This window comes from Trabulsiella odontotermitis (genome assembly GCF_001188485.1).
In the GTDB taxonomy this organism is placed as follows: Bacteria; Pseudomonadota; Gammaproteobacteria; order Enterobacterales; family Enterobacteriaceae; genus Trabulsiella; species Trabulsiella odontotermitis_A.
In genome coordinates this window covers 20,176-45,549 of sequence record NZ_JNGH01000125.1, presented here as the reverse complement: position 1 = coordinate 45,549, position 25,374 = coordinate 20,176, and the positions used below count along the sequence as shown (strand labels likewise).

General features: G+C 56.2%; 20 protein-coding genes and 4 pseudogenes. 10 read left to right on the top strand and 14 right to left on the bottom strand.

Annotated elements, in window-relative coordinates:
• Positions 1 to 129 precede the first annotated feature (129 nt).
• From thyA to rppH, 4 genes are all read right to left on the bottom strand, one after another.
• Positions 130 to 924: a thymidylate synthase gene (gene thyA / locus GM30_RS22855; protein ID WP_049850464.1), complete on the bottom strand. Its 795-nt coding sequence runs from the start codon at positions 922 to 924 to the stop codon at positions 130 to 132.
• 7 nt (positions 925 to 931) lie between these two features.
• The gene (lgt, locus tag GM30_RS22850) at positions 932 to 1,807 is read right to left on the bottom strand and encodes a prolipoprotein diacylglyceryl transferase (protein ID WP_049850463.1); all 876 of its coding nucleotides are present in this window, start codon (positions 1,805 to 1,807) and stop codon (positions 932 to 934) included.
• A gap of 183 nt (positions 1,808 to 1,990) precedes the next feature.
• Positions 1,991 to 4,237: a phosphoenolpyruvate--protein phosphotransferase gene (ptsP, locus tag GM30_RS22845; RefSeq protein WP_049850462.1), complete on the bottom strand. Its 2,247-nt coding sequence runs from the start codon at positions 4,235 to 4,237 to the stop codon at positions 1,991 to 1,993.
• A gap of 12 nt (positions 4,238 to 4,249) precedes the next feature.
• Positions 4,250 to 4,780, bottom strand: coding sequence for an RNA pyrophosphohydrolase (gene rppH / locus GM30_RS22840; protein WP_038157812.1), 531 nt, complete (start codon positions 4,778 to 4,780; stop codon positions 4,250 to 4,252).
• A gap of 441 nt (positions 4,781 to 5,221) precedes the next feature.
• Here rppH and GM30_RS28110 point away from each other — a divergent pair, with 441 nt between their 5' ends.
• From GM30_RS28110 to GM30_RS22820, 5 genes are all read left to right on the top strand, one after another.
• Positions 5,222 to 5,407 carry a hypothetical protein gene (locus GM30_RS28110; RefSeq protein WP_420802285.1) on the top strand — a complete coding sequence of 62 codons (186 nt, stop codon included), beginning with the start codon at positions 5,222 to 5,224 and terminating at the stop codon, positions 5,405 to 5,407.
• A 57-nt stretch (positions 5,408 to 5,464) separates the two neighbouring features.
• The gene (gene mutH, locus GM30_RS22835) at positions 5,465 to 6,154 is read left to right on the top strand and encodes a DNA mismatch repair endonuclease MutH (protein ID WP_049850461.1); all 690 of its coding nucleotides are present in this window, start codon (positions 5,465 to 5,467) and stop codon (positions 6,152 to 6,154) included.
• Positions 6,155 to 6,213: 59 nt separating this feature from the next.
• Entirely contained in the window at positions 6,214 to 6,927 is a 714-nt protein-coding gene (locus tag GM30_RS22830; RefSeq protein WP_049850460.1) for a TerC family protein, read from the top strand.
• Between the two features lie 122 nt (positions 6,928 to 7,049).
• Entirely contained in the window at positions 7,050 to 7,268 is a 219-nt protein-coding gene (locus GM30_RS22825; RefSeq protein WP_049850459.1) for a YgdI/YgdR family lipoprotein, read from the top strand.
• A gap of 110 nt (positions 7,269 to 7,378) precedes the next feature.
• On the top strand, positions 7,379 to 8,362 hold the full coding sequence (locus tag GM30_RS22820) for an NADP(H)-dependent aldo-keto reductase (protein WP_049850458.1): 984 nt from the start codon (positions 7,379 to 7,381) through the stop codon (positions 8,360 to 8,362).
• A 38-nt stretch (positions 8,363 to 8,400) separates the two neighbouring features.
• Here GM30_RS22820 and lplT read toward each other — a convergent pair whose 3' ends face one another.
• Positions 8,401 to 9,594, bottom strand: a complete 1,194-nt coding sequence (lplT, locus tag GM30_RS22815; RefSeq protein ID WP_049850457.1) for a lysophospholipid transporter LplT — start codon at positions 9,592 to 9,594, stop codon at positions 8,401 to 8,403.
• Positions 9,587 to 11,689: pseudogene (locus GM30_RS22810) on the bottom strand (bifunctional acyl-ACP--phospholipid O-acyltransferase/long-chain-fatty-acid--ACP ligase). The gene lplT and the pseudogene GM30_RS22810 overlap by 8 nt, the downstream one beginning before the upstream one ends.
• Positions 11,690 to 12,112: 423 nt before the next feature.
• Here GM30_RS22810 and galR point away from each other — a divergent pair.
• Complete coding sequence (gene galR / locus GM30_RS22805; protein WP_049850456.1) at positions 12,113 to 13,105, top strand: HTH-type transcriptional regulator GalR; 993 nt, start codon at positions 12,113 to 12,115, stop codon at positions 13,103 to 13,105.
• Here the strand turns inward: galR and GM30_RS22800 are convergent.
• The gene (locus tag GM30_RS22800) at positions 13,066 to 13,542 is read right to left on the bottom strand and encodes a GNAT family N-acetyltransferase (RefSeq protein WP_049850455.1); all 477 of its coding nucleotides are present in this window, start codon (positions 13,540 to 13,542) and stop codon (positions 13,066 to 13,068) included. The genes galR and GM30_RS22800 overlap by 40 nt on opposite strands.
• A 212-nt stretch (positions 13,543 to 13,754) precedes the next feature.
• Here GM30_RS22800 and GM30_RS22795 point away from each other — a divergent pair, with 212 nt between their 5' ends.
• Positions 13,755 to 14,774 (top strand): LacI family DNA-binding transcriptional regulator, encoded by a 1,020-nt coding sequence (locus tag GM30_RS22795; RefSeq protein WP_162213009.1) that lies wholly within the window; start codon positions 13,755 to 13,757, stop codon positions 14,772 to 14,774.
• Here the strand turns inward: GM30_RS22795 and lysA are convergent.
• Positions 14,744 to 15,974: pseudogene (gene lysA, locus GM30_RS22790) on the bottom strand (diaminopimelate decarboxylase). The gene GM30_RS22795 and the pseudogene lysA overlap by 31 nt on opposite strands.
• A gap of 129 nt (positions 15,975 to 16,103) precedes the next feature.
• Here lysA and GM30_RS22785 point away from each other — a divergent pair.
• Positions 16,104 to 17,039, top strand: a complete 936-nt coding sequence (locus tag GM30_RS22785) for a LysR family transcriptional regulator (protein WP_049850453.1) — start codon at positions 16,104 to 16,106, stop codon at positions 17,037 to 17,039.
• On the opposite strand, the gene GM30_RS22780 is transcribed toward GM30_RS22785, so the two are convergent.
• The 6 genes and pseudogenes from GM30_RS22780 to GM30_RS22755 all read right to left on the bottom strand — a co-directional run bounded on the left by GM30_RS22780 (position 17,026) and on the right by GM30_RS22755 (position 23,394).
• Positions 17,026 to 17,718 carry an aspartate/glutamate racemase gene (locus GM30_RS22780; RefSeq protein WP_049850452.1) on the bottom strand — a complete coding sequence of 231 codons (693 nt, stop codon included), beginning with the start codon at positions 17,716 to 17,718 and terminating at the stop codon, positions 17,026 to 17,028. The two genes, GM30_RS22785 and GM30_RS22780, sit on opposite strands and share 14 nt — an antisense overlap.
• Positions 17,719 to 17,883: 165 nt before the next feature.
• A complete protein-coding gene (gene wzz(fepE) / locus GM30_RS22775) occupies positions 17,884 to 19,002 on the bottom strand; it encodes an LPS O-antigen length regulator Wzz(fepE) (RefSeq protein ID WP_049850451.1) in 1,119 nt (372 codons plus the stop codon).
• Between the two features lie 446 nt (positions 19,003 to 19,448).
• Complete coding sequence (gene kduD / locus GM30_RS22770) at positions 19,449 to 20,210, bottom strand: 2-dehydro-3-deoxy-D-gluconate 5-dehydrogenase KduD (protein WP_049850450.1); 762 nt, start codon at positions 20,208 to 20,210, stop codon at positions 19,449 to 19,451.
• A 59-nt stretch (positions 20,211 to 20,269) separates the two neighbouring features.
• Positions 20,270 to 21,106, bottom strand: coding sequence for a 5-dehydro-4-deoxy-D-glucuronate isomerase (gene kduI, locus GM30_RS22765; protein ID WP_049850449.1), 837 nt, complete (start codon positions 21,104 to 21,106; stop codon positions 20,270 to 20,272).
• A 501-nt stretch (positions 21,107 to 21,607) separates the two neighbouring features.
• Positions 21,608 to 22,427, bottom strand: a pseudogene (locus tag GM30_RS22760) (thiolase family protein); the annotation flags it as partial.
• Between the two features lie 84 nt (positions 22,428 to 22,511).
• Positions 22,512 to 23,394 (bottom strand): annotated as a pseudogene (locus tag GM30_RS22755) (LysR family transcriptional regulator).
• Between the two features lie 107 nt (positions 23,395 to 23,501).
• Between GM30_RS22755 and GM30_RS22750 the strand changes: the two are divergent.
• Both GM30_RS22750 and GM30_RS22745 read left to right on the top strand, forming a co-directional pair.
• Positions 23,502 to 23,963, top strand: a complete 462-nt coding sequence (locus tag GM30_RS22750) for a multidrug/biocide efflux PACE transporter (RefSeq protein ID WP_049850448.1) — start codon at positions 23,502 to 23,504, stop codon at positions 23,961 to 23,963.
• 143 nt (positions 23,964 to 24,106) lie between these two features.
• Positions 24,107 to 25,327, top strand: coding sequence for an amino acid permease (locus tag GM30_RS22745; protein ID WP_049850447.1), 1,221 nt, complete (start codon positions 24,107 to 24,109; stop codon positions 25,325 to 25,327).
• Positions 25,328 to 25,374: the final 47 nt, after the last annotated feature.

Sequence of the window (25,374 nt, the reverse complement as noted above, 5' to 3'; positions counted from 1 at the left end):
AATGTCGATTTTACGAGGCGTTATCAGGGATTTCGTGGAGGTTGCACGGCGTTGCAGGAAAAGCGGAAGCTGGTTTCAGCGAATAAAAAAAACCGGCACACACAGGTACCGGTTTCCTGGGGTTCGGGGTTAAATAGCGACAGGCGCCTTGATGCCCGGATGCGGATCGTAACCTTCGATGTCGAAATCGTCGAAGCGATAATCGAAGATGGATTCCGGCTTACGTTTGATGACCAGCTTCGGCAGCGCGCGCGGCTCACGGCTCAGTTGCAGGTGCGTTTGCTCCATGTGGTTGCTGTAGAGGTGCGTGTCGCCACCGGTCCAGACGAAATCGCCTACCTCGAGGTCGCACTGCTGCGCCATCATATGTACCAACAACGCGTAGCTGGCGATGTTAAACGGCAGACCGAGGAAGACGTCGCAGGAGCGCTGGTACAGCTGACAGGAGAGCTTGCCATCCGCAACATAGAACTGGAAAAACGCGTGGCACGGCGCCAGCGCCATTTTGTCCAGCTCACCGACGTTCCAGGCGGAGACGATAATGCGACGGGAGTCCGGGTCGTTTTTCAACTGGTTCATGACCGTGGTGATCTGGTCGATATGGCGACCGTCCGGCGTCGGCCAGGCGCGCCACTGTTTGCCATACACCGGCCCTAAATTGCCCTGCTCGTCGGCCCACTCGTCCCAGATCGAGACGTTGTTTTCATGCAGGTAGGCAACATTGGTGTCACCCTGCAGGAACCACAGCAGCTCATGAATGATTGAGCGCAGGTGGCAACGCTTGGTGGTCACCAACGGAAAGCCTTCCTGCAGGTTAAAACGCATCTGGTGACCAAAAATGGAAAGTGTACCGGTGCCGGTACGGTCATTCTTTGGGGTGCCTTCGTCAAGCACCTTCTGCATTAGTTCGAGATACTGTTTCATGCTTCCCTCAGGAGACGTGTTGCTGTGGGCGATGACGGTACGCCCAGACCATCATGATGATACCCGCGAGCACCATCGGGATCGAGAGAATCTGCCCCATACTGATGTACTGCACCCATTCGCCGGTGAACTGCGCGTCTGGCTGGCGGAAGAATTCGACGATGATGCGGAACGCGCCATAGCCAATCAAAAACAGGCCGGAGACGGCACCGGTCGGGCGCGGTTTGCGGATAAACAGGTTGAGGATGATAAACAGCACAACCCCTTCCAGCGCCAGTTCATACAGCTGGGAAGCGTGGCGCGGCAGCACACCGTAAGTGTCGAAGGTCGATTGCCATTCCGGGTGTGGCGGCAGCAACGCGATATCTTCCGCACGGGAGCCCGGGAACAGCATGGAGAAACGGAAGTTCGGATCAACACGACCCCACAGCTCGCCGTTAATGAAGTTGCCGAGACGGCCGCAGCCCAGGCCGAACGGGATCAGCGGAGCAATGAAATCAGAGACCTGGAAGAAAGTGCGTTTGGTGCGACGGGCGAAAATAATCATCACCACGATAACGCCGATCAAGCCGCCGTGGAACGACATACCGCCGTCCCAGACGCGGAACAGATAGAGCGGGTCAGCAAGGAATAGCGGGAAATTATAGAAAAAGACGTAGCCGAGACGCCCGCCGAGGAAAACCCCCAGGAAACCGGCGTAAAGCAGGTTTTCGACTTCGTTTTTCGTCCAGCCGCTGCCGGGGCGATTGGCCCGGCGCGTCGCCAGCCACATCGCGAAGACGAAGCCGACCAGGTACATCAACCCATACCAGTGCAGGGAGACCGGTCCAATGGAAAAAATCACCGGATCAAATTCCGGGAAATGCAGATAGCCACTATTCATCTGTCACCACAAGTGCTTGTTATTCCGCCGAAAGTGGGTAGCGGTAGATGCGCGCAACCGCACGTGTCGGCTGCTCCAAAGGTGCGAATAATAGCACAGGGCAATGCCGGGCGATGCGGCTAAGATGTAAAAGATATGTATAGTCATGCCCTCTCCCGTAAAGGAAAGGGCATAACATAACGGCTAGCGACCGCCGCGGATCAGACCGCCAAGACCACGGCGCTCCATGAATGCCGCCACCTGATGGCGCACTTCGGCGGTTTGCAGCGCTTCCAGACCGCGCCGGGCAAGAACCTGCGCCTCTTCCAGCTCAATATGCCGCAGCAGATATTTCACGCGGGCAACGGAACGGCCATTCATCGACAGGTGCCGGAAACCCATGCCGACGAGGATCGTCACACACATGGGATCCCCCGCCATTTCACCGCAGAGGCGTAAATCAATGCCGTACTGTTCGGCGTCGCGCGCAATGATGGCTAACGCCCGCAGCACCGCCGGGTGCAGGCTGTCATAGATGTTCGCCACGCGGGTATTGTTGCGATCGACCGCCAGAATGTACTGCGTTAAATCGTTGGTGCCGACGGAGATAAAATCCACGCGGCTCGCCAGGTTCGGCAGCATAAACACCATCGACGGCACTTCCAGCATCACGCCAACGCGCGGTTTCGGGATCGAATAGCCGATCATCTCTTCCACTTCACGCCCGGCGCGATCAATCAAACGCCGCGCTTCGTCCACCTCTTCAATGCTGGTGATCATCGGCAAAAGAATGCTGAGGTTGCCGGTTGCCGCGTTAGCACGCAGCATGGCGCGTACCTGCACCAGGAAAATCTCCGGTTGGTCGAGCGTTACGCGGATCCCGCGCCAGCCGAGGCACGGGTTTTCTTCGCTGATCGGCATGTAAGGCAGCGTTTTGTCTGCGCCAATATCCAGCGTACGCAGCGTGACGGGCTTGTCGTTGAACATCTGTAACATGCCCTGATACTGCGCCACCTGCTCCTCTTCGGAGGGGAAACCGCTTTGCAACATAAACGGAATTTCCGTGCGGTACAGGCCGATACCGTCGATACGGCTGCCAAGTTTCTGTTCATGTTCCGGGCTGAGGCCGGCGTTGAGCATCACCTTAATATGCTCACCGCTTTTCAGCTCTGCCGGGCGATCGACATCGTCTTCGGCGATCCGGCTGAGTTCATTCTCTTCGGTGATGAGTCGCTGATATTCCTGCTGCAACACCTGTTCCGGATCGACCAGCAGTTCACCGCGATAGCCATCCACAATCAGCATTCGGCCATGCAGCACCGACGGCTGGATATCTGCTCCCATGACCGTGGGAATGCCGAGCGCGCGCACCATAATGGCGGCATGGGAGTTGGCGGCGCCATCACGAACCACCACCCCGGCTAAACGATCCTGTGGTACTTCGGCAAGCGTGGTGGCTGACAGTTCATCCGCCACCAGCACAAAGCGCTCGGGCCAGGCATTCGGCCCCTGGATGGAATCGTCGAGATGGAAAAGGATCCGCTGACCGAGCGTGCGAAGATCCCCCGCGCGCTCTTTCAGATACCCGTCGCTCAGCGCGGCAAACTGCTCGGCGAATTTTTCGATGATCGTTTTAACGGCCCATTCAGCCACCGATCCGTTATCGACTTCCGCAAACAGTTCACGGCGCAGACGTGCATCGGACAACAGGTGAGAATAGAGGTCGAAGATAGCGGCCGTTTCTTTTTGTGCCCCCGCCGCATAGCGTTTGCTGTAGCGGCGAAACTCATTCGCCGCCTCTTCCAGCGCACCGGTCAGCCTTTCGCGCTCAAGGGCCGTGTCGAGTGTCGACGCCTGATAAACCTGCTCCATCAGCGGCAGGGTTGCGTCCATCCAGCCAGACGCAATCGCCACACCGGGCGCGGCCGGTAAGGCGCGGATGCGCGTCTGACGATACTGACCAAACAGCGCGGTTAACTGGGATTGCGACAGAATGGCCGCCATCTGGGTGGCGAGCGTGACCAGGAACGACTCTTCGCTTTCATCGTACTGACGCAGCTCGCGCTGCTGGACAACCAGCACGCCGAGCAGCTGTCGCCGCTGGATAATCGGCACGCCGAGAAACGCGCGGAAGCGCTCTTCTTTTACCGAGGGAATATATTTAAAGCTGGGGTGCTTGTGGGCATCAGCAAGGTTGATGGGCTCAGCCAGCCGCCCGACCAGCCCGACAATACCTTCATCAAATGCCAGCGTGATAGTGCGCCCGCGCGGTTTTTTTAACCCGCGGGTCGCCATTAAGTAGTAACAGCGCCGGTCGTGGTCGGCCAGATAGACCGAGCACACTTCAGTTTCCATTGCATGACAGATATCCGTCACCAGAATATCCAGCGCCTCATTCAGGCGTGGAGCGCTGGCAACCTTCTCAACGATCTCTCGCAACCGGGTGAGCATAATCTGCGTCGCTTAACCTCTTTTACGTCGATAAGCAGGCGCATTTTGCGGCTTCGGCGTACTTTCCGACAGCGACATTACAACGCTTGCGAATTCCTTCATCACCCGGCGGTATACGTCGCGTTTAAACGAAACCACCTGACGTACAGGATACCAGTAACTCACCCAGCGCCAGCCGTCGAATTCCGGCGTACTGCTGGTTTGCATATTGACGTCCGCGTCACTGCTGATCAACTGCAAGAGAAACCACTTCTGTTTCTGGCCGATACATACCGGCTTTGTGTCCCAACGCACCAAACGTTTAGGTAATTTGTAACGCAACCAGTTGCGTGTCGAAGCGAGAATGCGCACATCTTTACGGCTCAACCCTACTTCTTCAAACAGTTCCCGGTACATCGCCTGTTCAGCGGACTCCCCCGGGTTGATTCCCCCTTGCGGGAATTGCCAGGAGTGCTGACCAAAACGCCTGGCCCACATAACCTGGCCCTGGCGATTGCAGATTACAATACCCACGTTTGGGCGGTAGCCATCGTCATCAATCACCGGACTACCTCAAAATAAGCTTCAATGTGAATGATTGTTTCATACTACCTGGAAACGGTAAACCACTCTGTTACCGCATCCGCACCGGATAACAATTGAATAACTCACAGTAAATGTCAGAGTTATGAACAACACACCCCTCAACTACGGCATTTTATTCACTTTTTCTGTGGATAGAGTTGTGAAGAAGTACGGAATTAACCCGGGAAAACCCGGAATCATCTGAATAACTCCTTATGCGCCATGCATAATAAAATTATTATATTCATAAAGTTAAATGAACAAAATCGCGATTTGCACAGCATAACGTGACGTTCATCACATCAGCGATCCTTTCATTGATGAAAGATCGAACAGCGTCGTTTTTATCCACAGATTGTGCCAACAAGTTAGGCATATTTTATCCAGAAATTCGATTTTCGTCGCACGTCAAGGCTGTAAATCGAAACAGTAGTGGGGGTTATTCGCAGTTATCCCATTTTTCTGTGGATAACTGGGTGTAAGATCCTGTTCATTGTCAGTGACCAGTTTAGGAAAACTTCTTCTCCGGATTCGCCCGGCAGAGCAAAAACCGGAAAAAAACCGATAAAAATCATTGCATTGGTCTGTTTATCCAAAAACAGGTAAACTCTGCCCACCGCGGCAAAAACTGTCGTCTATTTTTTCGCCAAAAAGGTTTCCGCTATGTCTGAGCTTCTCCCACTCGTTACGCCACCGCAATCTGAAGCGCAGTTGCTCGCCCAGGCGCAGCAACTGGCAGGCTTAACGTTGGGCGAGCTGGCCACCCGCGCAGGCCTACCGACGCCGCTGAATTTGAAGCGGGATAAGGGCTGGATCGGCGTCCTGCTGGAGCGCTGGCTCGGCGCGAGCGCGGGCAGTAAGCCTGAACAGGATTTTGCCGCCCTCGGCGTGGAGCTGAAAACCATTCCTGTCGACAGCCGTGGCCGCCCGCTGGAGACCACCTTCGTCTGCGTCGCTCCGCTCACCGGCAACAGCGGCGTGAGCTGGGAAACCAGTCATGTCCGGCATAAGCTCAACCGCGTGTTGTGGGTGCCGGTCGAAGGCGAGCGGGAGATTCCGCTGGCTGAACGACGCGTCGGCGCGCCGCTACTGTGGAGTCCGAGTGAAGAAGAAGAGAGGCAGTTGCGCATGGACTGGGAAGAGCTGATGGATTTGATTGTCCTCGGCCAGGTGGAGCGCATTACCGCCCGTCACGGCGAAGTGCTGCAATTGCGCCCGAAGGCGGCGAACAGCAAAGCGCTTACCGAAGCCATCGGCGCGCACGGCGAATTGATCCTCACGCTGCCGCGCGGTTTTTACCTTAAGAAAAATTTCACTGCGGCACTCCTCGCCCGTCATTTCCTGTTGGGTTAGAGGCAGGCCGAAAAATGACGTGTATAATGACGTTTTTCGTTTTTGGCAGGACTTAATAGATGTTGTTTGCATGGATAACCGATCCCAACGCCTGGCTGGCGCTGGGTACGCTGACGCTACTGGAAATCGTACTTGGGATCGATAACATTATTTTTCTCTCTCTGGTGGTAGCGAAACTACCTACCGCACAACGGAACCACGCACGTCGACTGGGTTTAATGGCGGCGATGATCATGCGCCTCGCGCTGCTGGCCTCCATTGCATGGGTGGCGAAACTGACCAACCCGCTGTTTACCGTCTTCAGTCAGGAAATCTCCGCACGCGATCTCATTCTGCTGCTCGGCGGGCTGTTTCTTATCTGGAAAGCCAGTAAAGAGATCCACGAATCGATTGAAGGCGAGGAAGAAGGTCTTAAGACCAATGTGCACTCCTTCCTCGGCGCCATCGTGCAGATCATGTTACTGGATATTATCTTCAGCCTGGATTCAGTGATCACGGCGATAGGCCTGTCCGATCACCTGTTTATCATGATGGCCGCAGTGGTGATTGCTGTTGGGGTCATGATGTTTGCGGCGCGCCCGATCGGCGAGTTTGTCGACCGTCACCCCTCCGTCAAAATGCTGGCACTCTCTTTCCTGATCCTGGTGGGCTTCACGCTGATTCTGGAAAGCTTCGACGTGCATGTACCGAAAGGCTACATCTATTTCGCGATGTTCTTTTCTATTGCCGTGGAAAGCCTCAACCTGATGCGGAATAAGAAAAACCCACTTTAAGCAGCATTTTTGCCCCCGAAATGGGGGCTTACACCCATTTTTAAGATTTTACCGCTTTTTACTGTCCGTTAATCAGGTTATTACTACACTGATATGGGTGCAGTCATATTAAGGGGATAACGATGAAAAAATGGGCAGTATTAATTTCTGCGGTAGGGATTGCCTTTGCCGTTTCAGGCTGCAGCAGCGATTACGTAATGGCGACCAAAGACGGTCGAATGATCCTGACGGACGGAAAACCGGAAGTGGATGACGACACGGGCCTGATCAGCTATGAAGATCAGCAGGGCAACACGATGCAAATTAACCGCGACGACGTCTCCCAAATTATTAAGCGCTAAAAGAAAAGAGGTCAGCCCCGCTGGCCTTTTTTGATCTTTTTACTTCCACTTTTTCTCCCCCTCTGCCATGTTTATATACCCTAAATAATTCGAGTTACAGGAAAGCGGCTATGCATTATCACCGTATCCCCCACAGCTCCCTGGAAGTCAGCACACTGGGGCTGGGCACTATGACGTTTGGTGAACAAAACAGCGAAGCCGACGCCCACGCACAGCTCGATTATGCCGTCAGCCAGGGCATTAACCTGATTGATGTTGCAGAGATTTATCNGGCAAAACACGGCAGCCGTGAAAAACTGGTACTGGCGTCGAAAGTCGCTGGCCCGACACGCAATAACGACAGCGCCGTTCGCCCGAACCAGGCGCTGGATCGGAAAAACATTCGCGACGCGCTGCACGACAGCCTGAAGCGTCTGCAAACCGATTATCTTGATCTCTACCAGCTCCACTGGCCGCAGCGGCCAACCAACTGTTTCGGCAAACTCGGCTATGAATGGACCGAGACGCAGCCGGTGATCACCCTGCTGGAGACGCTGGAAGCGCTCACTGAATTCCAGCGCGCCGGGAAAATCCGCTACATTGGCGTCTCCAACGAAACGCCATTTGGCGTGATGCGCTATCTGCATCTGGCCGACAAGCACGATCTGCCGCGCATCGTCACCATTCAGAACCCCTACAGCCTGCTGAACCGCAGCTTTGAAGTCGGTCTGGCGGAAGTGACGCAGTACGAAGGCGTTGAATTGCTGGCGTACTCAAGTCTGGCGTTTGGTACGCTGACCGGTAAATATCTGAACGGAGCAAAACCCGCCGGCGCGCGCAACACGCTGTTCAGCCGCTTCACCCGCTACAGTGGCGAACAGGCGCAGAAAGCGGTGGCGGCCTATGTCGATATCGCGAAGCGCCATCAGTTGGATCCGGCGCAGATGGCGCTGGCGTTTGTGCGTCGTCAGCCGTTTGTCGCCAGCACCCTGCTGGGCGCCACGACCCTGGAACAGCTGAAGACCAACGTTGAAAGCCTGCATGTTGAGTTAAGCAACGAGGTGCTGGCGGAAATTGAAGCGGTGCATCAGGTGTATACCTATCCGGCACCGTAAGCTATGTTTACCCGGCCTGCGGGCCGGGTAATGTTTGATTAGCGACGACGACCCCAAATCCACAGCGCGACTATCGCCAGCGCAAACAGCACGCCAAAACCGATGCCGACACCGACGACCGGGATCCCCGCTTTTACCGCCAGCGAGTACAGACCCAGCATCAGCAACATCGCGCCGTTTTCACCGAGATTCTGCACCGCAATCGCGTTGCCTGCGCCGACGGTCTGCTTGCCGCGCTCCTGCAACAGCGCATTCAGCGGCACCACAAAGAAACCGCCGAATACGCCGATCAGCAACAGCAGGGCATAAGCAGGTAACAACGCCTGTTGTAGCGCGAAAATCGCCACCACCACGCCGATCAGGATCCCGGCAGGCATGCAGCGGGAGACGGTATCAAGCGTCACCAGTTTCGCCGCTGCCCCGGCTCCTGCCACAATCCCCACCGCCACCATCGCGTTCAGATACGTTGGCGTGGCGTTATCGACGATACCCAGCGCCACGGGCACCCACAGCACCAGCAAAAAGCGAAGCGTGACGCCAGCGCCCCAGAACATGCTGGTACCGACGAGAGAAAAACGGGTTTCGCGATTACGCCACAGGGAGGCGGTTGCGGAAAAGAAGCTCGCGGTCATTGCGCTAAACCGCCACGACTGCCCCGGACGCGCCGCTGGCAGACGAGTGATAAACAGGTTTGCCACCACCGCGCCCGCGTAAACCACGGCACAGATGCCCAGCGATGCCAGCACGTGCCAGTCCGCCAGAATACCGCCGGTGACGGAGCCGAGCAGGATTGCGGCGATAGTCGACGACTCCATCAGACCGTTGGCTTTGACCAGCTTATCGCCAGTGGTCAGCTCGCCCAGAATGCCGTATTTCGCCGGTGAGTAGGCCGCCGCCCCGACGCCCACCAGCGTGTAGCCGATAAACGGATTTACGCCGAAGCAGATACTGGCCGCACCGACCAGTTTCAGGCCGTTGGCAAACATCATCACCCGGCCTTTGGCGAAGCTGTCCGCCACCTGGCCAACAAAGGGCGCAAACAGAATGTAAGCGCCCACAAACACCATTTGCAGCACCGGCTGGCTCCAGTCCGGGTAGAACTGCGCTTTCATTAATGCGAGCGTGGCAAACAGCAGTGCATTGTCACCAAATGCCGAAAGAAACTGCGCGCAAATAACGGCCATCATCCCTTTCGACCACAGCGAGGTGTTAGTGTGCACTGACTCACTCATCGTGTTGTTCCGCCTTATCGACCTGGGTTTTAAGGGTGACAAAATCCGGCTTGCCGCTGCCCAGCACCGGCAACTGCTTCATAAAACGAATATCGCGAGGCACCGCCAGTTCCGGGACGCCATGCGCCCGGGCATACTGCTGGAGCTTGTCGCGGCTCAGTTCATTATCGGTGGTAAACAGCACCAGCGCCTCGCCTTTGCTGGCATCGGTTTTGATCACCGTGGCGTGCATTTTGTCAGGCGAGACCGCCAGCGCCATCTGCTCAACCACCTCAAGGGACACCATCTCCCCGGCGATTTTAGCAAAGCGCTTCGCCCTCCCCTGGATCTGCACGAACCCTTGTTCATCAAAGGTGACGATATCACCGGTGTCATACCAGCCGGTTTCCAGCTCACCGTGCTGATTTTCCGCCGTTGGCGCTTCCAGTACGCCCGGATTTTCGACCCGCAGGTAGCCGTTCATGATGTTCGGCCCTTTCAGTTGCAGGCGACCGCCCTCTTCAATCCCCGGTACCGCCAGCAGCCGCGCGTCCATTCCAGGCAAAATGCGACCCACGGTATGCGGTTTCGCCGCCATCGGCACGTTGATGGAGACCACCGGCGCACACTCGGTCACGCCGTAGCCTTCAAGCACCCGCAAGCCAAACTTGTCCTGCCACAGCTGGCGCGTGCTCTCCTGCAGCTTTTCTGCCCCGGCCACCACGTAACGGATGCGGAAGAAATCATACGGATTGGCGAAACGCGCGTAGTTGCCAAGGAAGGTTGAAGTGCCAAACATCACGGTGCAGTTGCGGTCGTAGACCAGTTCCGGCACCACGCGGTAGTGCAACGGGCTCGGATAAAGGAACACTTCAGCGCCAGTCAGTAACGGGGTAAACAGCCCAACGGTGAGGCCGAACGAGTGGAACAGCGGCAGCGCCGACATAAAGCGGTCTTTCGCCGTAAAGTCGGCGATCGCTTTAATCTGCTCGACGTTCGCCAGTATGCTTTTATGGCTGNNTGTTTCACCTGCGCCAGCCGCGGCATCAGCAGCCGCGAGAAGATCCACAGCTTGTCCGCCGTGGTGACATCGCCTTTTAGATCTTCCAGGAACACCCAGCGCACCTGAGTCAGTTGCTCCGTCAGCGGCCACAGTTTGCCTTTATCAAGGAACATGCGTGAGGTAAAAATGGTTTTGATTTCCGCGGCGGTAATCGCGCTGGTTAGCCCTTTGACGCCGGCGGTGTAGTTCATCATTGCGGGAATACGTTTGCGCGCCACTGCGCCAAAAATCACCGCTGCGCTGATGCCCGCGTTAGGCAGCATCAGGCCAATCTTTTCCCCCGGCGCGCTGTACTTTTCAAGAATACGACCGACAAACAGCGTTTTGGTCAGCAGCTTGCGGTAGGTGTCGGGCTGGAAATTGATATCTTCGACGCAGTTTTTGCGCGCGCCGAAACGGGACTGTGCCGACAACAGCGCCTCATACAGCGTTTCGCGCGGGCGCACCGGGGCCCCCCGCCATGCGGGCTTCCATCATGATCTGATGCAGCATCTCACCGGCGATTCTGCGGCGGTCGCGGGCGCGTGGCGCGTCGGGCATCGGAATGCGGGTCGGCGGCAGAAGATGCAGATGAATGCGCGGGAACAGGCGCTGCTTCACCAGCCCTTTCAGACGACTAAAATGGGTTAACTCGGCACCTTCGATGCGCACCGGTACGATGGTCGCATTGGATTTTGCCGCCACGAACGCTGCGCCGTCGTAGATTTTCATCAGCGAGCCGGTGACGGAAATACGCCCTTCCGGGAAGATCACCACCGGGCGGCCCTGCTCGATCAGCCGCACCAGGTGCTTAATGGTCATCGGTTTTGTCGGATCGAGGGGAACAAAGTCGATAAGCGGTTTCAGCCAGCGCATAAACCACTTTTCGCTGATCGAGGTATAGACGGCAAACACCGGACGAATGGGGAGAAACAACGCCAGCAAAATGCCATCAATAAACGAGACATGGTTAGGCGTGATCAAGACTTTGTACTGGTAGAGCGCGTCTGTATTTCCGGTCATCCTGACGCGAAAGAGCACCCGACACAGCAGGCGGAAAAATCCAAAAAGCATATCAACTCCATTTGCCTGACGAAGATTTCAGTGCAGGTTACACGAGAAGGCCGTGGAAATGCAGCGTGTAAGCGGATTTTTGGGCAAAAAAAACCTGCGCGTCTGCGCAGGTCGGTGCAAGAAAAGAGTACGAAACGTGTACTGAAGAATCTCACCAATCAATACCTCTGGGACGATCAGAGTAGCAACCCGCCTGGTGATACCTCCAGAGAACATTCGCAACAGCCCTTCGCAAAGTGTAACTAAAGGTTTGAATTCACTTTTCTCCGTTTCAATTACTGCAGGCGAACCGTGTAACGATTACACCGATAAGAGCGCTGCGAGGTCACATTTGTACAATGGTGAGCGCCCTTTCCCTTGAACACCGCCCCTTTTTCCGTAACACTGTAACGGTGTAAACGTTTTCCCATAAGAAGGCATACTATGGCGACAATAAAGGACGTAGCCAGGCTCGCAGGTGTTTCTGTCGCCACCGTTTCCCGCGTCATCAACCACTCCCCAAAAGCCAGCGACAGCTCGCGCCAGGCCGTGATGTCGGCGATGGAAGAGCTCAGCTATCACCCGAACGCCAACGCCCGCGCGCTGGCCCAGCAGTCGACCGAAACGGTGGGGCTGGTCGTCGGGGATGTCTCCGACCCGTTCTTTGGCGCGATGGTCAAAGCCGTTGAGCAGGTGGCTTACCATACCGGCAACTTTCTGCTGATCGGCAACGGCTATCACAATGAGCAAAAAGAGCGTCAGGCCATTGAGCAGCTCATTCGCCACCGCTGCGCCGCGCTGGTGGTGCATGCCAAAATGATCCCTGATGACGAACTGGCCGGGCTGATGAAACAGATGCCCGGTATGGTACTGATCAACCGCATTGTGCCGGGTTTTGAAAAGCGCTGCGTCGCGCTCGACGACCGTTACGGCGCCCATCTGGCAACTCGTCACCTGATCCAACAAGGGCATACCCGCATCGGCTACATTTGCTCCAACCACCCGATTTCCGATGCGGAAGATCGTCTNGGGGGGGGGCTGCCGTGCCAGGACCGGCTGGTGACCTTCGGCGAACCGGACGAAAGCGGTGGCGAGCAGGCGATGATGGAGCTGTTGGGGCGCGGCAGAAACTTTACTGCCATTGCCTGCTACAACGACTCGATGGCAGCAGGCGCGATGGGCGTGCTGAACGATAACGGCATCGAGGTGCCCGGTGATATTTCGCTGATTGGTTTTGATGATGTGCTGGTATCGCGCTACGTGCGTCCGCGCTTAACCACTGTGCGTTATCCGATTGTCACCATGGCGACACAGGCCGCCGAACTGGCGCTGGCGCTGGCTGAAAAACGCCCGCTGCCGGAGGTGACTCATCTGTTCAATCCAACGCTGGTGCGCCGTCACTCGGTACTGGCGCCCGCCGACAGCGAAAGATCGTAACGATAAAGATGCACCGCGGTGGCCGGGTAATCCAGGCCATCGCCGATGTAGTGCCAGCCGAAGCGTTCGTAAAAATCCCGACAGGCTGAATAGAGGTAAAGCTGCGCGTAGCCTTGCTCACGCGCGTAGTCGATAACGTGCCGCTGCAGTTTCCCTGCCAGCCCCGCACCGCGCGCGGTTTCTGATACATACAGCGCCGCCATCCACGGCCACAAATCCTGACGACTGATTAAATCGCAGCGCCATAGCCCCACGGTGCCGAGTAGCGTATCGCCCTGGGTGGCGATAAACGTCAGCGGCAGCGCGTCCGGCGTCTGGCTGTGGTCAATCACGCTGGCGAAAAATTCCCTCGGCAGCGGATCGCCAAAGGCCTGCCAGAGCCAGTCAGTGACCTGGTCAGCATGTTGCGGCGCGTCATACAGCGGCTGGATTTTCACGTCGTCTCCCGGGGAAATGCAGGGTTGAAAGCGCTCAGTGTAGCAAATTTTCCGAAACCCTCATCGCGTCGTTTAACGACCCATCGCCGTGATTTCACAGCAAAAAGCGTGATCTTAGTCGTTTTTTAACACTTGAGGAATGGCTTATACGCCTGACAGCCTGTGATAAACTACCCATCATTTCGTGGAATCAGGGATCTACAATGGCAACAATGCTGGATGTCTCACTGCGCGCTGGCGTGTCGAAAGCGACCGTATCCCGCGTACTGAACGGCACAGGTCAGGTTAAAGAGAGCACCCGTCAGCAGGTGTTTAAAGCGATGGAAGAGCTGGGTTATCGCCCCAACTTCCTGGCGCGATCTCTGGCTAACCAGACCAGCAACAGCATTGGTCTGGTGGTCTCCACCTTCGATGGTTTCTATTTCGGTCGTCTGCTGCAACAGGCATCACGGCAGACGGAGTCCCACGGCAAACAGCTGATTGTCACTGACGGCCACGATACTCCGGAACGTGAAGAGCAGGCGGTGCAGATGCTCGCCGACCGGCAGTGCGACGCCATTATTCTCTACACCCGTTACATGAGCGAAAAAGCGATCATGGCGCTGGTGGACTCGATCCCCATGCCGCTGGTGGTGATCAACCGCGATGTGGCGCAGGCCCGCGATCGCTGCGTGTTCTTCGAACAGCAGGATGCCGCGTTCCAGGCCGTGGAATATCTCATCTCGCAGGGTCACCGCGACATCGCCTGCATCACCGTGCCGATTCATACCCCAACCGGGAAAGCGCGTCTCGAAGGCTACCGCAACGCCCTGAAAAAGCATGGTATTCCGTGGGATCCGGCAAGAGTGAAATATGGTGATTCCAGCATGACGCGCGGTTATGAACTGTGCCGTGAACTGCTGGAAGACAACACCCGCTTCAGCGCCCTCTTCGCCTGCAACGACGACATGGCGCTGGGGGCATCCAAAGCACTGCATCAGGCGGGGCTGCGCATTCCACAGGATATTTCCCTGTTTGGTTTCGACGACGCGCCCAGCGCGAAATGGCTGGAGCCGGGGCTGTCGACGGTCTATTTGCCCATCGACAACATGATTGTGACGGCCATTGAGCAGGCGATAAAACTGGCGAACGATCAGCCGATCGAAACGATCCCGCCGTTCACCGGTACGCTGGTGCTGCGGGATTCCGTCACCGTCGGGCCTTACAGCAGCTCCAGCGCGATCAATTCCTGAATGGTCTGACGGCGGCGGATCAGCCGCGCTTTTCCACCGTCAAACAGCACTTCCGGCAGCAGCGGGCGGCTGTTGTAGTTGGACGACATCGACGCACCATACGCGCCCGTATCATGCAGCACCAGATAATCCCCCGGAACGACCGCAGGCAGCGGGCGGGTGTCCACTTTACCGCCTTCCTGTTGGGTAAAGACGTCTCCCGATTCGCACAGCGGGCCAGCCACTACGGTATCGATCAACGGCGCCTGGCTCAGATCGCGACCGTCCGCCGGGAGCGCCGAAATATGGTGATAGCTGCCGTACATCGCCGGGCGCATCAGATCGTTAAAGCCCGCGTCGATCAGCACAAAGTGGCGACGTCCCATCGCTTTCACGCTGCGCACCTGCGCCACCAGCACACCGGCTTCCGCCACCAGGTAACGACCCGGCTCAATCTCCAGCTTCACCGGATGACCGAGATGCTGCGCAATTTTCTGCCGTGCGGCGTTCCACAGGCCAAAATAATGCTGCGTATCGATGGTTTCCTCATTTTCATGATACGGAATCGACAGGCCGCCGCCCGCGGAGATCGCCTCAAGATCCTGACCGAAGGCGATCACCTGCTCCACCATCGCGCCGCAGACCTGCTCAAGATGACCGTAATCCACGCCGGAACCGATGTGCATGTGANCCCGCCAGTGCTAACGGCAGATCGCTGTGCCAGATCCCGTGCTTGCTGTTTTCGCCGCCGGTATTGGTTTTCTGGCTATGACCGTGCCCAAAGCCCGGGTTGATGCGCAGCCAGACGCGATGCCCCGGTGACGCCGCGCCCAGTTGCTCGAGCATATCCACCGAACCGGCATTCACCGGAATGCCCAGTTCCGCCACCCGCGCCTGGGTTTCGTTGTCCAGCACGTCGGCGGTAAACACGATGTCATCCGGGCGGGTTAGCGGATCAAACCCGGCCACCAGCGCACGTTCGATTTCACCCAGCGACACCGAATCCACCCTCACGCCCTGCTCACGCATCAATTGCAGAATATGCACGTTAGAGCAGGCCTTCTGCGCAAAACGCACCACGTCAAACTGGCTGAGCTGGGCTACCTGCTGACGAATAATCTGCGCGTCATAGACCCAGACCGGGCAGCCAAATTCCGCAGGCAAGCGCAGCAGATTGTCGGCGTTGAGGCTGGTATCGGTGTTGTACAGCGAGCGTGGCATGGTGGTCTCCGGGGTTCAATCAATCATCAATTCACCCGATTACGCCATAAAAAGAAGGGAATAAAAAATATCGTTTTATCGCCAGTCTATGCAAAAATGATATGGACTACGTTCCCACAGGAGTTTTCCATGGCGGCGGTAAACCTGCGTCATATCGAAATCTTTCACGCGGTGATGACCGCGGGCAATCTTACCGAGGCGGCGCGCCTGCTGAATACCTCGCAGCCCACCGTCAGCCGCGAGCTGGCGCGTTTCGAAAAGGTACTGGAGCTGACGCTGTTTGAGCGGTCGCGGGGTCGTCTGCATCCGACGGTGCAGGGGCTACGGTTGTTCGAGGAGGTTCAGCGGTCGTGGTACGGCCTTGACCGGATCATCAGCGCCGCCGAGGGTCTGCGCGAGTTTCGCCAGGGCGAGCTCTCCGTGGTCTGCCTGCCGGTCTTTTCGCAGTCGTTTTTACCCGCTCTGCTGCAGCCGTTTCTGGCGCGTTACCCGGAAGTGAGCCTGCAGATTGTGCCGCAGGAGTCGCCGCTGCTGGAGGAGTGGCTTTCCGCCCAGCGCCACGATCTGGGCTTAACGGAGACCTTACAGACCCCTGCCGGAACAGAACGCACGCCGCTGCTGACGCTCAACGAGGTCTGCGTACTGCCGCATAATCATCCGCTGGCAGCCAAAACGACGCTGACGCCCGCCGATTTTCATGGTGAAAACTACATCAGCCTGTCGCGCACCGACAGCTATCGCCAGTTGCTGGACACGCTGTTTGCGGAGCATCAGGTGAAACGGCGAATGGTGGTGGAAACGCACAGCGCAGCCTCGGTGTGTTCGCTGGTACGCGCGGGTGCCGGGATCTCAGTGGTCAACCCGATGACCGCGCTCGACTATGCCGCCAGCGGCGTGGTGGTACGACGCTTCAGCGTGGCGGTGCCGTTTACTGTGAGCCTGATTCGCCCGCTCCACCGCCCCGCCTCGGCGCTGGTCGAGGCCTTTTCACAGCATTTACCGGCTCACCTGTCGCTCATCACCCGGCCGCTGGAGGCGGTGCTGAATCGCGCTACGACAGCATAAATTCGACGGCGTCTGCGGCATGGATCGCCGCTGTATCAAAGACCGGCACCGGGCTCTGTTCCACCGGGACCAGCAGGCCGATTTCGGTACAACCGAAAATCACCCCTTCCGCACCCTCTTGCGCCAGCCGCTCAATGACGTGCAGATAAATTTCGCGCGACGGCTGCGTGAAGCTGCCGAGGCACAGCTCGTCAAAGATGATGCGGTTGATCTGCTCGCGTTCACTGGCATCGGGGATCAGCGTTTCCAGACCGAATTCCGATTCCAGTCGTCCACGGTAGAAATCCTGCTCCATGGTGTAACGGGTACCAAGCAGCGCCACGCGCTTCATGCCCTGTTTTTCAATGGCCCGTCCGGTGGCTCCGGCGATGTGCAAAAAAGGAACGCTGCAGCGGGATTCAATGGCATTAGCGACTTTGTGCATCGTATTGGTACAGAGCACAATCCCCTCCGCGCCCGCCTTTTCCAGCCCCTGCGCGGCATCGGCCAGCATCTCTCCGGCTTTATCCCACTGATTGCCCGACTGGCAGGCTTCTATCTCATGAAAATCGACGCTGTGCAGGATGATTTTCGCCGAATGCAGCCCGCCGAGCTGCTGCTTAATGCCTTCGTTAATCAGCCGATAATAGGGAATGGTGGATTCCCAACTCATTCCGCCCAGTAATCCAATCGTTTTCATCCGCAAACCTCGCTGTGTTGTGAGGTTCAGTGAAGCAAAATGAGGGGAGGATTGCCAGTGAATAAAGTCGCCTGATAGCGGCTGGGCTTTGGTTCTGGGCTTTAGAGAACATGAGAGTCCGGAGAAGGGAACCCTTCTCCGGACTCTCATATGTTCACAATAACATCACACCACTTTCAGTGCCGGTTCCCGCGTTCGCATGGCCTGGCGGAGCAGGATCCCGCCGCAGGCCACCATTCCGCCGAGCAGGGCGGCGAGCAGCACGACGAGTGATTTGCCGGGGCCATCTTTTTTCACTGGCAGTGAGGCGGCTAACTGGTATTTGAACACCGGGAAGGTCACATCTTCGATGTTCAGTTTTTCGAGCTGCCCCAGCAGATATTCGCGATTCCGCAGATTCCCGTTCAGCTCTGCAACGTCAGCAATGGATTTTTCGATTTCCAGCTTGCGGGCAATGCCGTCCGCGCCGAGCGCGACAGAGAAATCGGGGTCGTCTTTTACCGCCTGACCGTTGCTGTACACGGGTTTCGAAATGCCCGCTGCTTTCGCCACTTCCAGCGAATAGTTCAAGCGCTTAATTTTGGCTTCGTGGAGATTGTTGAGTTTTGCCCGCTCGAGATCGAGCGTTTCTTTTTCGGTTTTGGTTTTCAGCGACAGCGAATTGCGTACGCCGTCCATTGTCTGCTCAACCACCTGTTTCGCGACAAACTGGATATAGCCATCAAGGATGCTTTGCGCTTCATGCGGATTAGGTGCGGTAAAACTCAGCGTCCATGAACTGTAGGGCTGCGGATCGCCTTTTTTATTGCTGCTGTCATCGACCGCTTTCATCTTCTCTGAGATTGCCACAATCGCCCGGTGCAGCTCCATCGGGTCAACCTGGGTATCGTTGAACTGCTCCATAATCATCGGTGTGGACTTGATGTACTCTTCCAGCAGCAGTTGTGAACGGAATTTTTTGATAAACAGGCTGAACGCCTCGCCACGGTCAAGACGGGTATTCACATCCAGCACCTGCAGGTTAACCAGCGTCTGGCGCAGCGTATTCCACTGGGTGGATTCCGCCGGGGTGATCACGGCATTACTGGTCCATTTTTGCGGTAACAGGAAAGCGATGAGAAGCCCGGCGAAGGCGAACCCCAGAATACAGGCCAGAATGTGCCGCTTCGCACACCATAGAGTATCAATGAGGGCGAGAAGATCGATCTCCCCGGTGCGCGGAGACGCGGGCGGATAATGCGCAAACTCCGGCACGCTGCTTGATTTGATTTCCAGTGAAGACATAGCAGATGAAAACTCTGATTAATTCCCTTAAGTGATCGATAATATCTCACAGTGGGAATAATCTGAATCGCTTTTTTTAATTCAAATTACATTGCTACAAGAAATGGTAGTTATTAATGGCATGGTGTTTGATGTCGCAGAAAATGGAGGTGATTTTTGTTATGGGAAACAACACATCTTATCAAAGGCTTTATAATCAATATATTATACATTAGACGCTCTTTGTGCTGTTTTTATCGCCATACCGCAATGCACCGCATCATGCCGGTCATAATGCAAAATCCCTATTCACAAAAATAATAAATACGTCCATTTCACGATATTACTATTGCCGAAAATGTAGCATTTCATACTTATTCAACGGGCGCAAAATACGATCTTTTTCGTACGAAAAAGGACAAAAAAAACCCTCGCTGCAGGCGAGGGTTGATGTTTCTGGCGTGAAATTAACGCGCCAGCCAGCCGCCATCCACAGCGATGGTATAGCCGTTGATGTAGTCAGAGGCCGGAGAGGCTAAAAAGACAATCGGCCCTTTCAGATCGCTCGGCAGGCCCCAACGCCCGGCCGGGATACGGTCGAGGATTTCCGCGCTACGCTGCTCGTCCGCACGCAGTTGCTGCGTGTTGTTGGTCGCCATATAGCCCGGCGCAATGGCGTTAACGTTGATGCCGTGTTTCGCCCACTCGTTCGCCAGCAGACGGGTCACGCCCATTACGGCGCTCTTCGAAGCGGTGTACGACGGAACACGGATGCCGCCCTGGAAGGAGAGCATGGAGGCGATATTGATGATTTTGCCGCCTTTGCCTTGCGCGATGAACTGCTTCGCCACCGCCTGCGACATAAAGAACACCGTTTTGATGTTCAGGTTCATTACGTCGTCCCAGTCTTTTTCGCTGAAATCGATAGCGTCTGTGCGACGGATCAGACCGGCGTTATTCACCAGAATATCGACATGGCCGAATTCCGCAACCGCACGCTCCAGCAGTTCAGGGATACGATCGATCGCACGCAGATCGGCGGTCAGGCTCAGGAAGCGACGCCCCAGCGCGGTCACGCGCTCAATGGTTTCGCTCGGCTCAACCAGGTTAATCCCGACAATGTCACAGCCCGCTTCCGCCAGACCCAACGCCATCCCCTGACCCAGACCCGTATCACAACCGGTCACGATAGCCACTTTTCCCTGCAGGGAGAAGTCATTCAAAATCATGGTATTCCTCACTCTTACTGCGCCTGCATTGCTCAGGCATGATTAAAACGTGCCTGCGACTAGCGCAGATCTTTTACCGCGACGTGGTCCATATCATCAAAGACCTGGTTTTCGCCTACCATCCCCCAGATGAAGGTGTAAGCGCGCGTCCCCACGCCAGAATGAATTGACCAGCTAGGGGAAATTACCGCCTGCTCGTTGTGCATGACGATGTGACGCGTCTCCTGCGGCTGCCCCATCATGTGGAACACACAAGCGTCGTCGTCCATGTTGAAGTACAGGTACACTTCCATACGGCGTTCGTGGGTATGGCAGGGCATGGTATTCCACAGGTTGCCCGGCTCAAGCTGCGTTAAGCCCATGCTGAGCTGGCAGGTTTCCAGCACGTCCGGCACGAAATATTTGTTGATGGTGCGACGGTTACTGGTGAGATTATCGCCGAGCGTGACGGGCGCCACGTCAGCCGGGGTCACTTTTTTGGTGGGATAAGTCATGTGCGCCGGGGCGCAGTTGTAATAAAACTTCGCCGGTTTGGTCTGGTCAACACTGGCGAAAACCACTTCTTTCGCCCCCTTGCCGACGTACAGCGCATCGCGGTGGCCGATTTCGTAGCACTTACCGTCAACGGTAATGGTGCCCGGGCCGCCGATGTTAATCACGCCCAGCTCACGGCGCTCAAGGAAATAACTGACGCCGAGCTGTTTACCGACTTCGCCGCCAACAGAAACGGTTTTGCTGACCGGCATGATGCCACCGACGATGATGCGGTCGATATGGCTGTAAACCATGGTGTATTCATCCGCGACAAATACTTTCTCAACTAAAAACTCATCGCGCAGGCCTTGAGTATCAAGCGTTTTCGCATGCGCGCTATGGATGCTTTGTCTGACGTCCACGTTCACCTCCGGGAAAATGTGTTGTGATCGGGAAGCGGAGTAAAACAGAGTTCCGCTTTGGATATGTCGCCATCCTACCCCTCCTGAAATGGGTTTTCAATTATAAATAAAACAACGTTTCAATTTTCACGAAGGAGATTGTCAGAAATGCTGCATCGATCACGCCACTACACAGCGGCACGAAAGCAACATCAGGAAATACAAGGGATTAGCGAACTTAGAAAAACAGCAGCGCTAACGGAAAAGGACGTTTGAAAACAAAGATCTGCTGCAGAGGGTGATGAATTAATGAGAGATTGTCAGGAATTTGCGCCGGGCATCACACAAAATGAAACGGCGTTTTGATAAGTTCCAGGCTGATTCCGCTGGGGACAGGCATCTGCATAGCGGAAATATCATTGAGTAAGTGTTTCTGTAACTGGCCTTGCCCTCCCTGCGGAGGGCTTTTTTATTTCAGACGCTTATGCGCGCTCCACCGCCAGGGCCACGCCCTGTCCANNCGTTGCCCCGCCGTTCGTCCCATTCGAGCATTCTGCCGACGGAGATCGCCTGCGCGGCAAAGGCTTCGTTGGCTTCGATCAGATCGACATCGTTGAGTTGCCAGCCTGCACGCTCGAGACAACGGCGGGTGGCGTGGACGGGAGCGATTCCCATTAGCGCCGGATCGACGCCGACGCTGGCAAACGCGCGGATCCGTGCCAGCACCGGCAGATTAAGTTCCTGCGCTTTGCTTTCGCTCATCATCAGCACGGCGGCCGCGCCGTCATTAATAGACGAGGCGTTGCCTGCGNNCGGAATCGATCGCCAGCCGCGCTTTTTGCTGCGAACTGAGCGCCCAGGCGTCCTGCAGTTCGCGGCTGATGCCGTATTCGCGCGCCAGGTTTTCCGCGGTGACACCCATATGGTAATCGTTGAACGCATCCCACAGGCCGTCGTGCACCAGGCTGTCGATAAGCTGGCTGTTACCCAGTCGCGCCCCGGTGCGGCTGTCGGTGAGTACATGCGGCGCACGGCTCATGTTCTCCTGACCCCCCGCGATGACGACATCCGCTTCGCCGCACTGAATNNCCCGGAGCCGCAGACGTCGTTGATGGTGATAGCGGATACCGTATTCGGCAGCCCGCCTTTGATGGCAGACTGTCGCGCAGGATTCTGCCCGGTACCGGCCGTCAGGACCTGACCCAGAATCACTTCATCAACGGCCGTGGGGGCGATACCTGTACGCTCCACCAGCGCTTTCACTACCACGCTACCCAGTTCCACGGCNNGAAAACCAGCCGATGGGCGTACGCAGCGCACCGACGATAACGACATCTTTCATCTCTACCTCAGCGCAAAAAACCTCCATCATAGTAGATGATTGTTATCAACTATTTTCGCAATTGTTTAAAAAAAGTGAGATTAATCACACGTCGTCGTTTAGTTCGTCACCGATGCTTGCGGCAGTTGCNNACCAACTGCCCGCGGCCCCCAGCGGCGACTTTTTATTCCACACCAGATCCACCGATACCGCCCGTGGCCAGCCGGTAATATTCAGCGTGACCAGTTTTTTGGTGGTGTTGAATTCCGCCACCAGCGCACAGGGTAGTGCGCACCAGCCAAAGNTGCTCCGCCATGCTCAGCAGCATCAGATAGTTGGGCGCGGACCACACCGGGCCGCGCGCGGGCTGCGGGTTATCTTCGAGATAGGTGTTGAGGCGCAGCTCACGCCAGGTGTGCAGCGCATCCCATTCGATCTGTTTTTTACCTGCCAGCGGGTGCGACGGCGCGACGTAGATCGCCATGCGCGACTGTACCGGCACCCGCGACATGCCGATGTCGGTAGGGTACTGACCGCGCGCCTCGATAAGCCCGATGTGCGCCCGCCCCTTTTGCAGCAGATCGATAACGTCCGCGTCCTCACCGACCAGGCATTCAAATTCAGTATGCGGAAAACGCTGGTCAAACTGCGACAGCAGTTCGGCCAGCACCGCCGGGTGCAGCGTATCCGAGAGCACAAACGTGAGCCGCACTTCGGTTTCCCCTGACAGCGACACCGCCACTTCGTCGAGCCGGTCGCTGGCGGTAAGGATCGCCTGCACGTAGCTCAGCACCCGTCGTCCCTGTTCGGTGAGTACCGGCTGACGGGACGCGCGGTCAAAGAGGGTAACGCCCAGATCCGCCTCCAGATTGGCGATGGCGGTACTGATGGTCGACTGGCTTTTTCGCAGCCGACGGGCCGCGGCGGAAAACGATCCGCATGAGACGGTTTCCACAAAGGCGGTAAGAGCTTCCGGTGAGTAGCGCATGATGTATCGCTTTTATCGATGGTATCTATCTTTCATTTATCACATTTATCAATAAAATTCACTCCCGGTACCGTACAATTCATTTTGAAATAATGAGGTTTAACACTATGCAACATAATGCTCTGCACCGCAGAACGTTACTGGAGCGAATCTTCCACGCCGTTTGCTTTGAAGGGATTGCGACGGCGATCCTGGCCCCTACTGCCGCCTGGCTGATGCAGCGTTCAGTGGTGGAGATGGGCGGGGTGAGTATTCTTCTCGCCACCCTCGCGATGGTCTGGAACATTATCTACAACGCGGTTTTTGACAAACTGTGGCCGGTGAGCCGCGTCGTGCGTACCGCGAAAGTCCGTGCGCTGCATGCGCTGGGCTTCGAATGCGGCTTTATTATCATCGGCGTGAGCGTGGTAGCGCTGGTGCTTGGCGTCTCGCTGATTCAGGCGTTCATGCTGGAGATGGGTTTCTTCCTGTTCTTCCTGCCCTACACCATGTTGTACAACTGGGCCTATGACACGCTGCGCCTGCGGGTCGTGAAACGTCGCCAGACGCGCGTATCCATTCAAAATTAAGGGATTAGCGGGTCGGCAGCGTGTGTTGCCGACTCGCTTCACCGCCTGTGCGTAATTTAAACAAAACTATCCGCCCCGTATAAGCCTCAATTATGGTAAATTGCACTCCGTTTTTTAAGTTTGATGGTTGATACGTTCAAATAATGTCTAAGATTTGGTCTAAAGAAGAGACGCTATGGAGTTTTGCCCTCTATGGCACCGCGGTGGGTGCGGGAACGCTTTTCCTGCCCATCCAGCTCGGTTCCGCCGGGAGCCTTGTCCTGCTGATCACCGCCCTTGTCGCCTGGCCGCTGACCTACTGGCCGCACCGTGCGCTGTGTCAGTTTATCCTCGCCTCAAACACGCCCGTTAATGTCGGCATCACCGGTGCGGTCACGCACTATTACGGCAAAAAGATCGGCAGCCTGATTACTGCGCTCTACTTCATCGCCTTTTTCGTGGTGGTGCTGATCTACGCAGTGGCGATTACCAATTCACTTACGGAACAGCTGGCCAAACATCAGCCGGTGACCACTGCCGTGCGGGTGATGGTCAGTGCTGGCGTGGTGCTGGTGCTGAATCTGATCTTCCTGATGGGCCGCCACATCACACTGAAAGTGATGGGATTTCTGGTGTTCCCGCTGATTGCTTACTTTCTGTTTCTGTCGCTCTGGCTGACCGGCAGCTGGCAGCCGGAACTGCTGGCGGGGCAGATGGAATTCAGTGCGCACACGCTGCATCAGGTCTGGATCTCCATTCCCGTGATGGTTTTTGCTTTTAGCCATACGCCCATTATTTCCACTTTCGCCATCGACCGGCGGGAAAAATATGGCGATCTGGCCATGGGTAAATGCAAAAAAATCATGAAGGTGGCGTATCTCATCATCTGCCTGAGTGTGCTGTTTTTCGTGGTGAGCTGCCTGCTGTCGATTCCGGTGAACTACATCGAATCGGCAAAAAATGAAGGCGTGACCATTCTGTCCGCGCTGTCGATGATGCCCGATTCCCCCGGCTGGCTGGCGCTGTCAGGGATTATCGTCGCCGTGGTCGCCATGTCGAAATCGTTCCTCGGCACCTATTTCGGCGTGATTGAAGGCGCCAGTGAAATCGTCAAAACGTCGCTGAATCAGGTGGGCGTGCACAAAAGCCGGGCGTTTAACCGCGCGGTCTCCATCCTGCTGGTCTCGGGGATCACCTTCGTGGTGTGCTGCATCAATCCGAACGCCATTTCGATGATTTACGCCATCAGCGGGCCGCTTATCGCCATGATCCTATTTATCATGCCGACGCTTTCCACCTACCTGATCCCATCGCTAAAACCTTATCGCTCGATCGGCAGCCTGANNCGCCGGGCCGCCACGCACACCTTCGGTTACACTCCTTGATATCCCTTTCTGCCGTCAGAGAGTTACACTGACTACCAGCCGTCTGT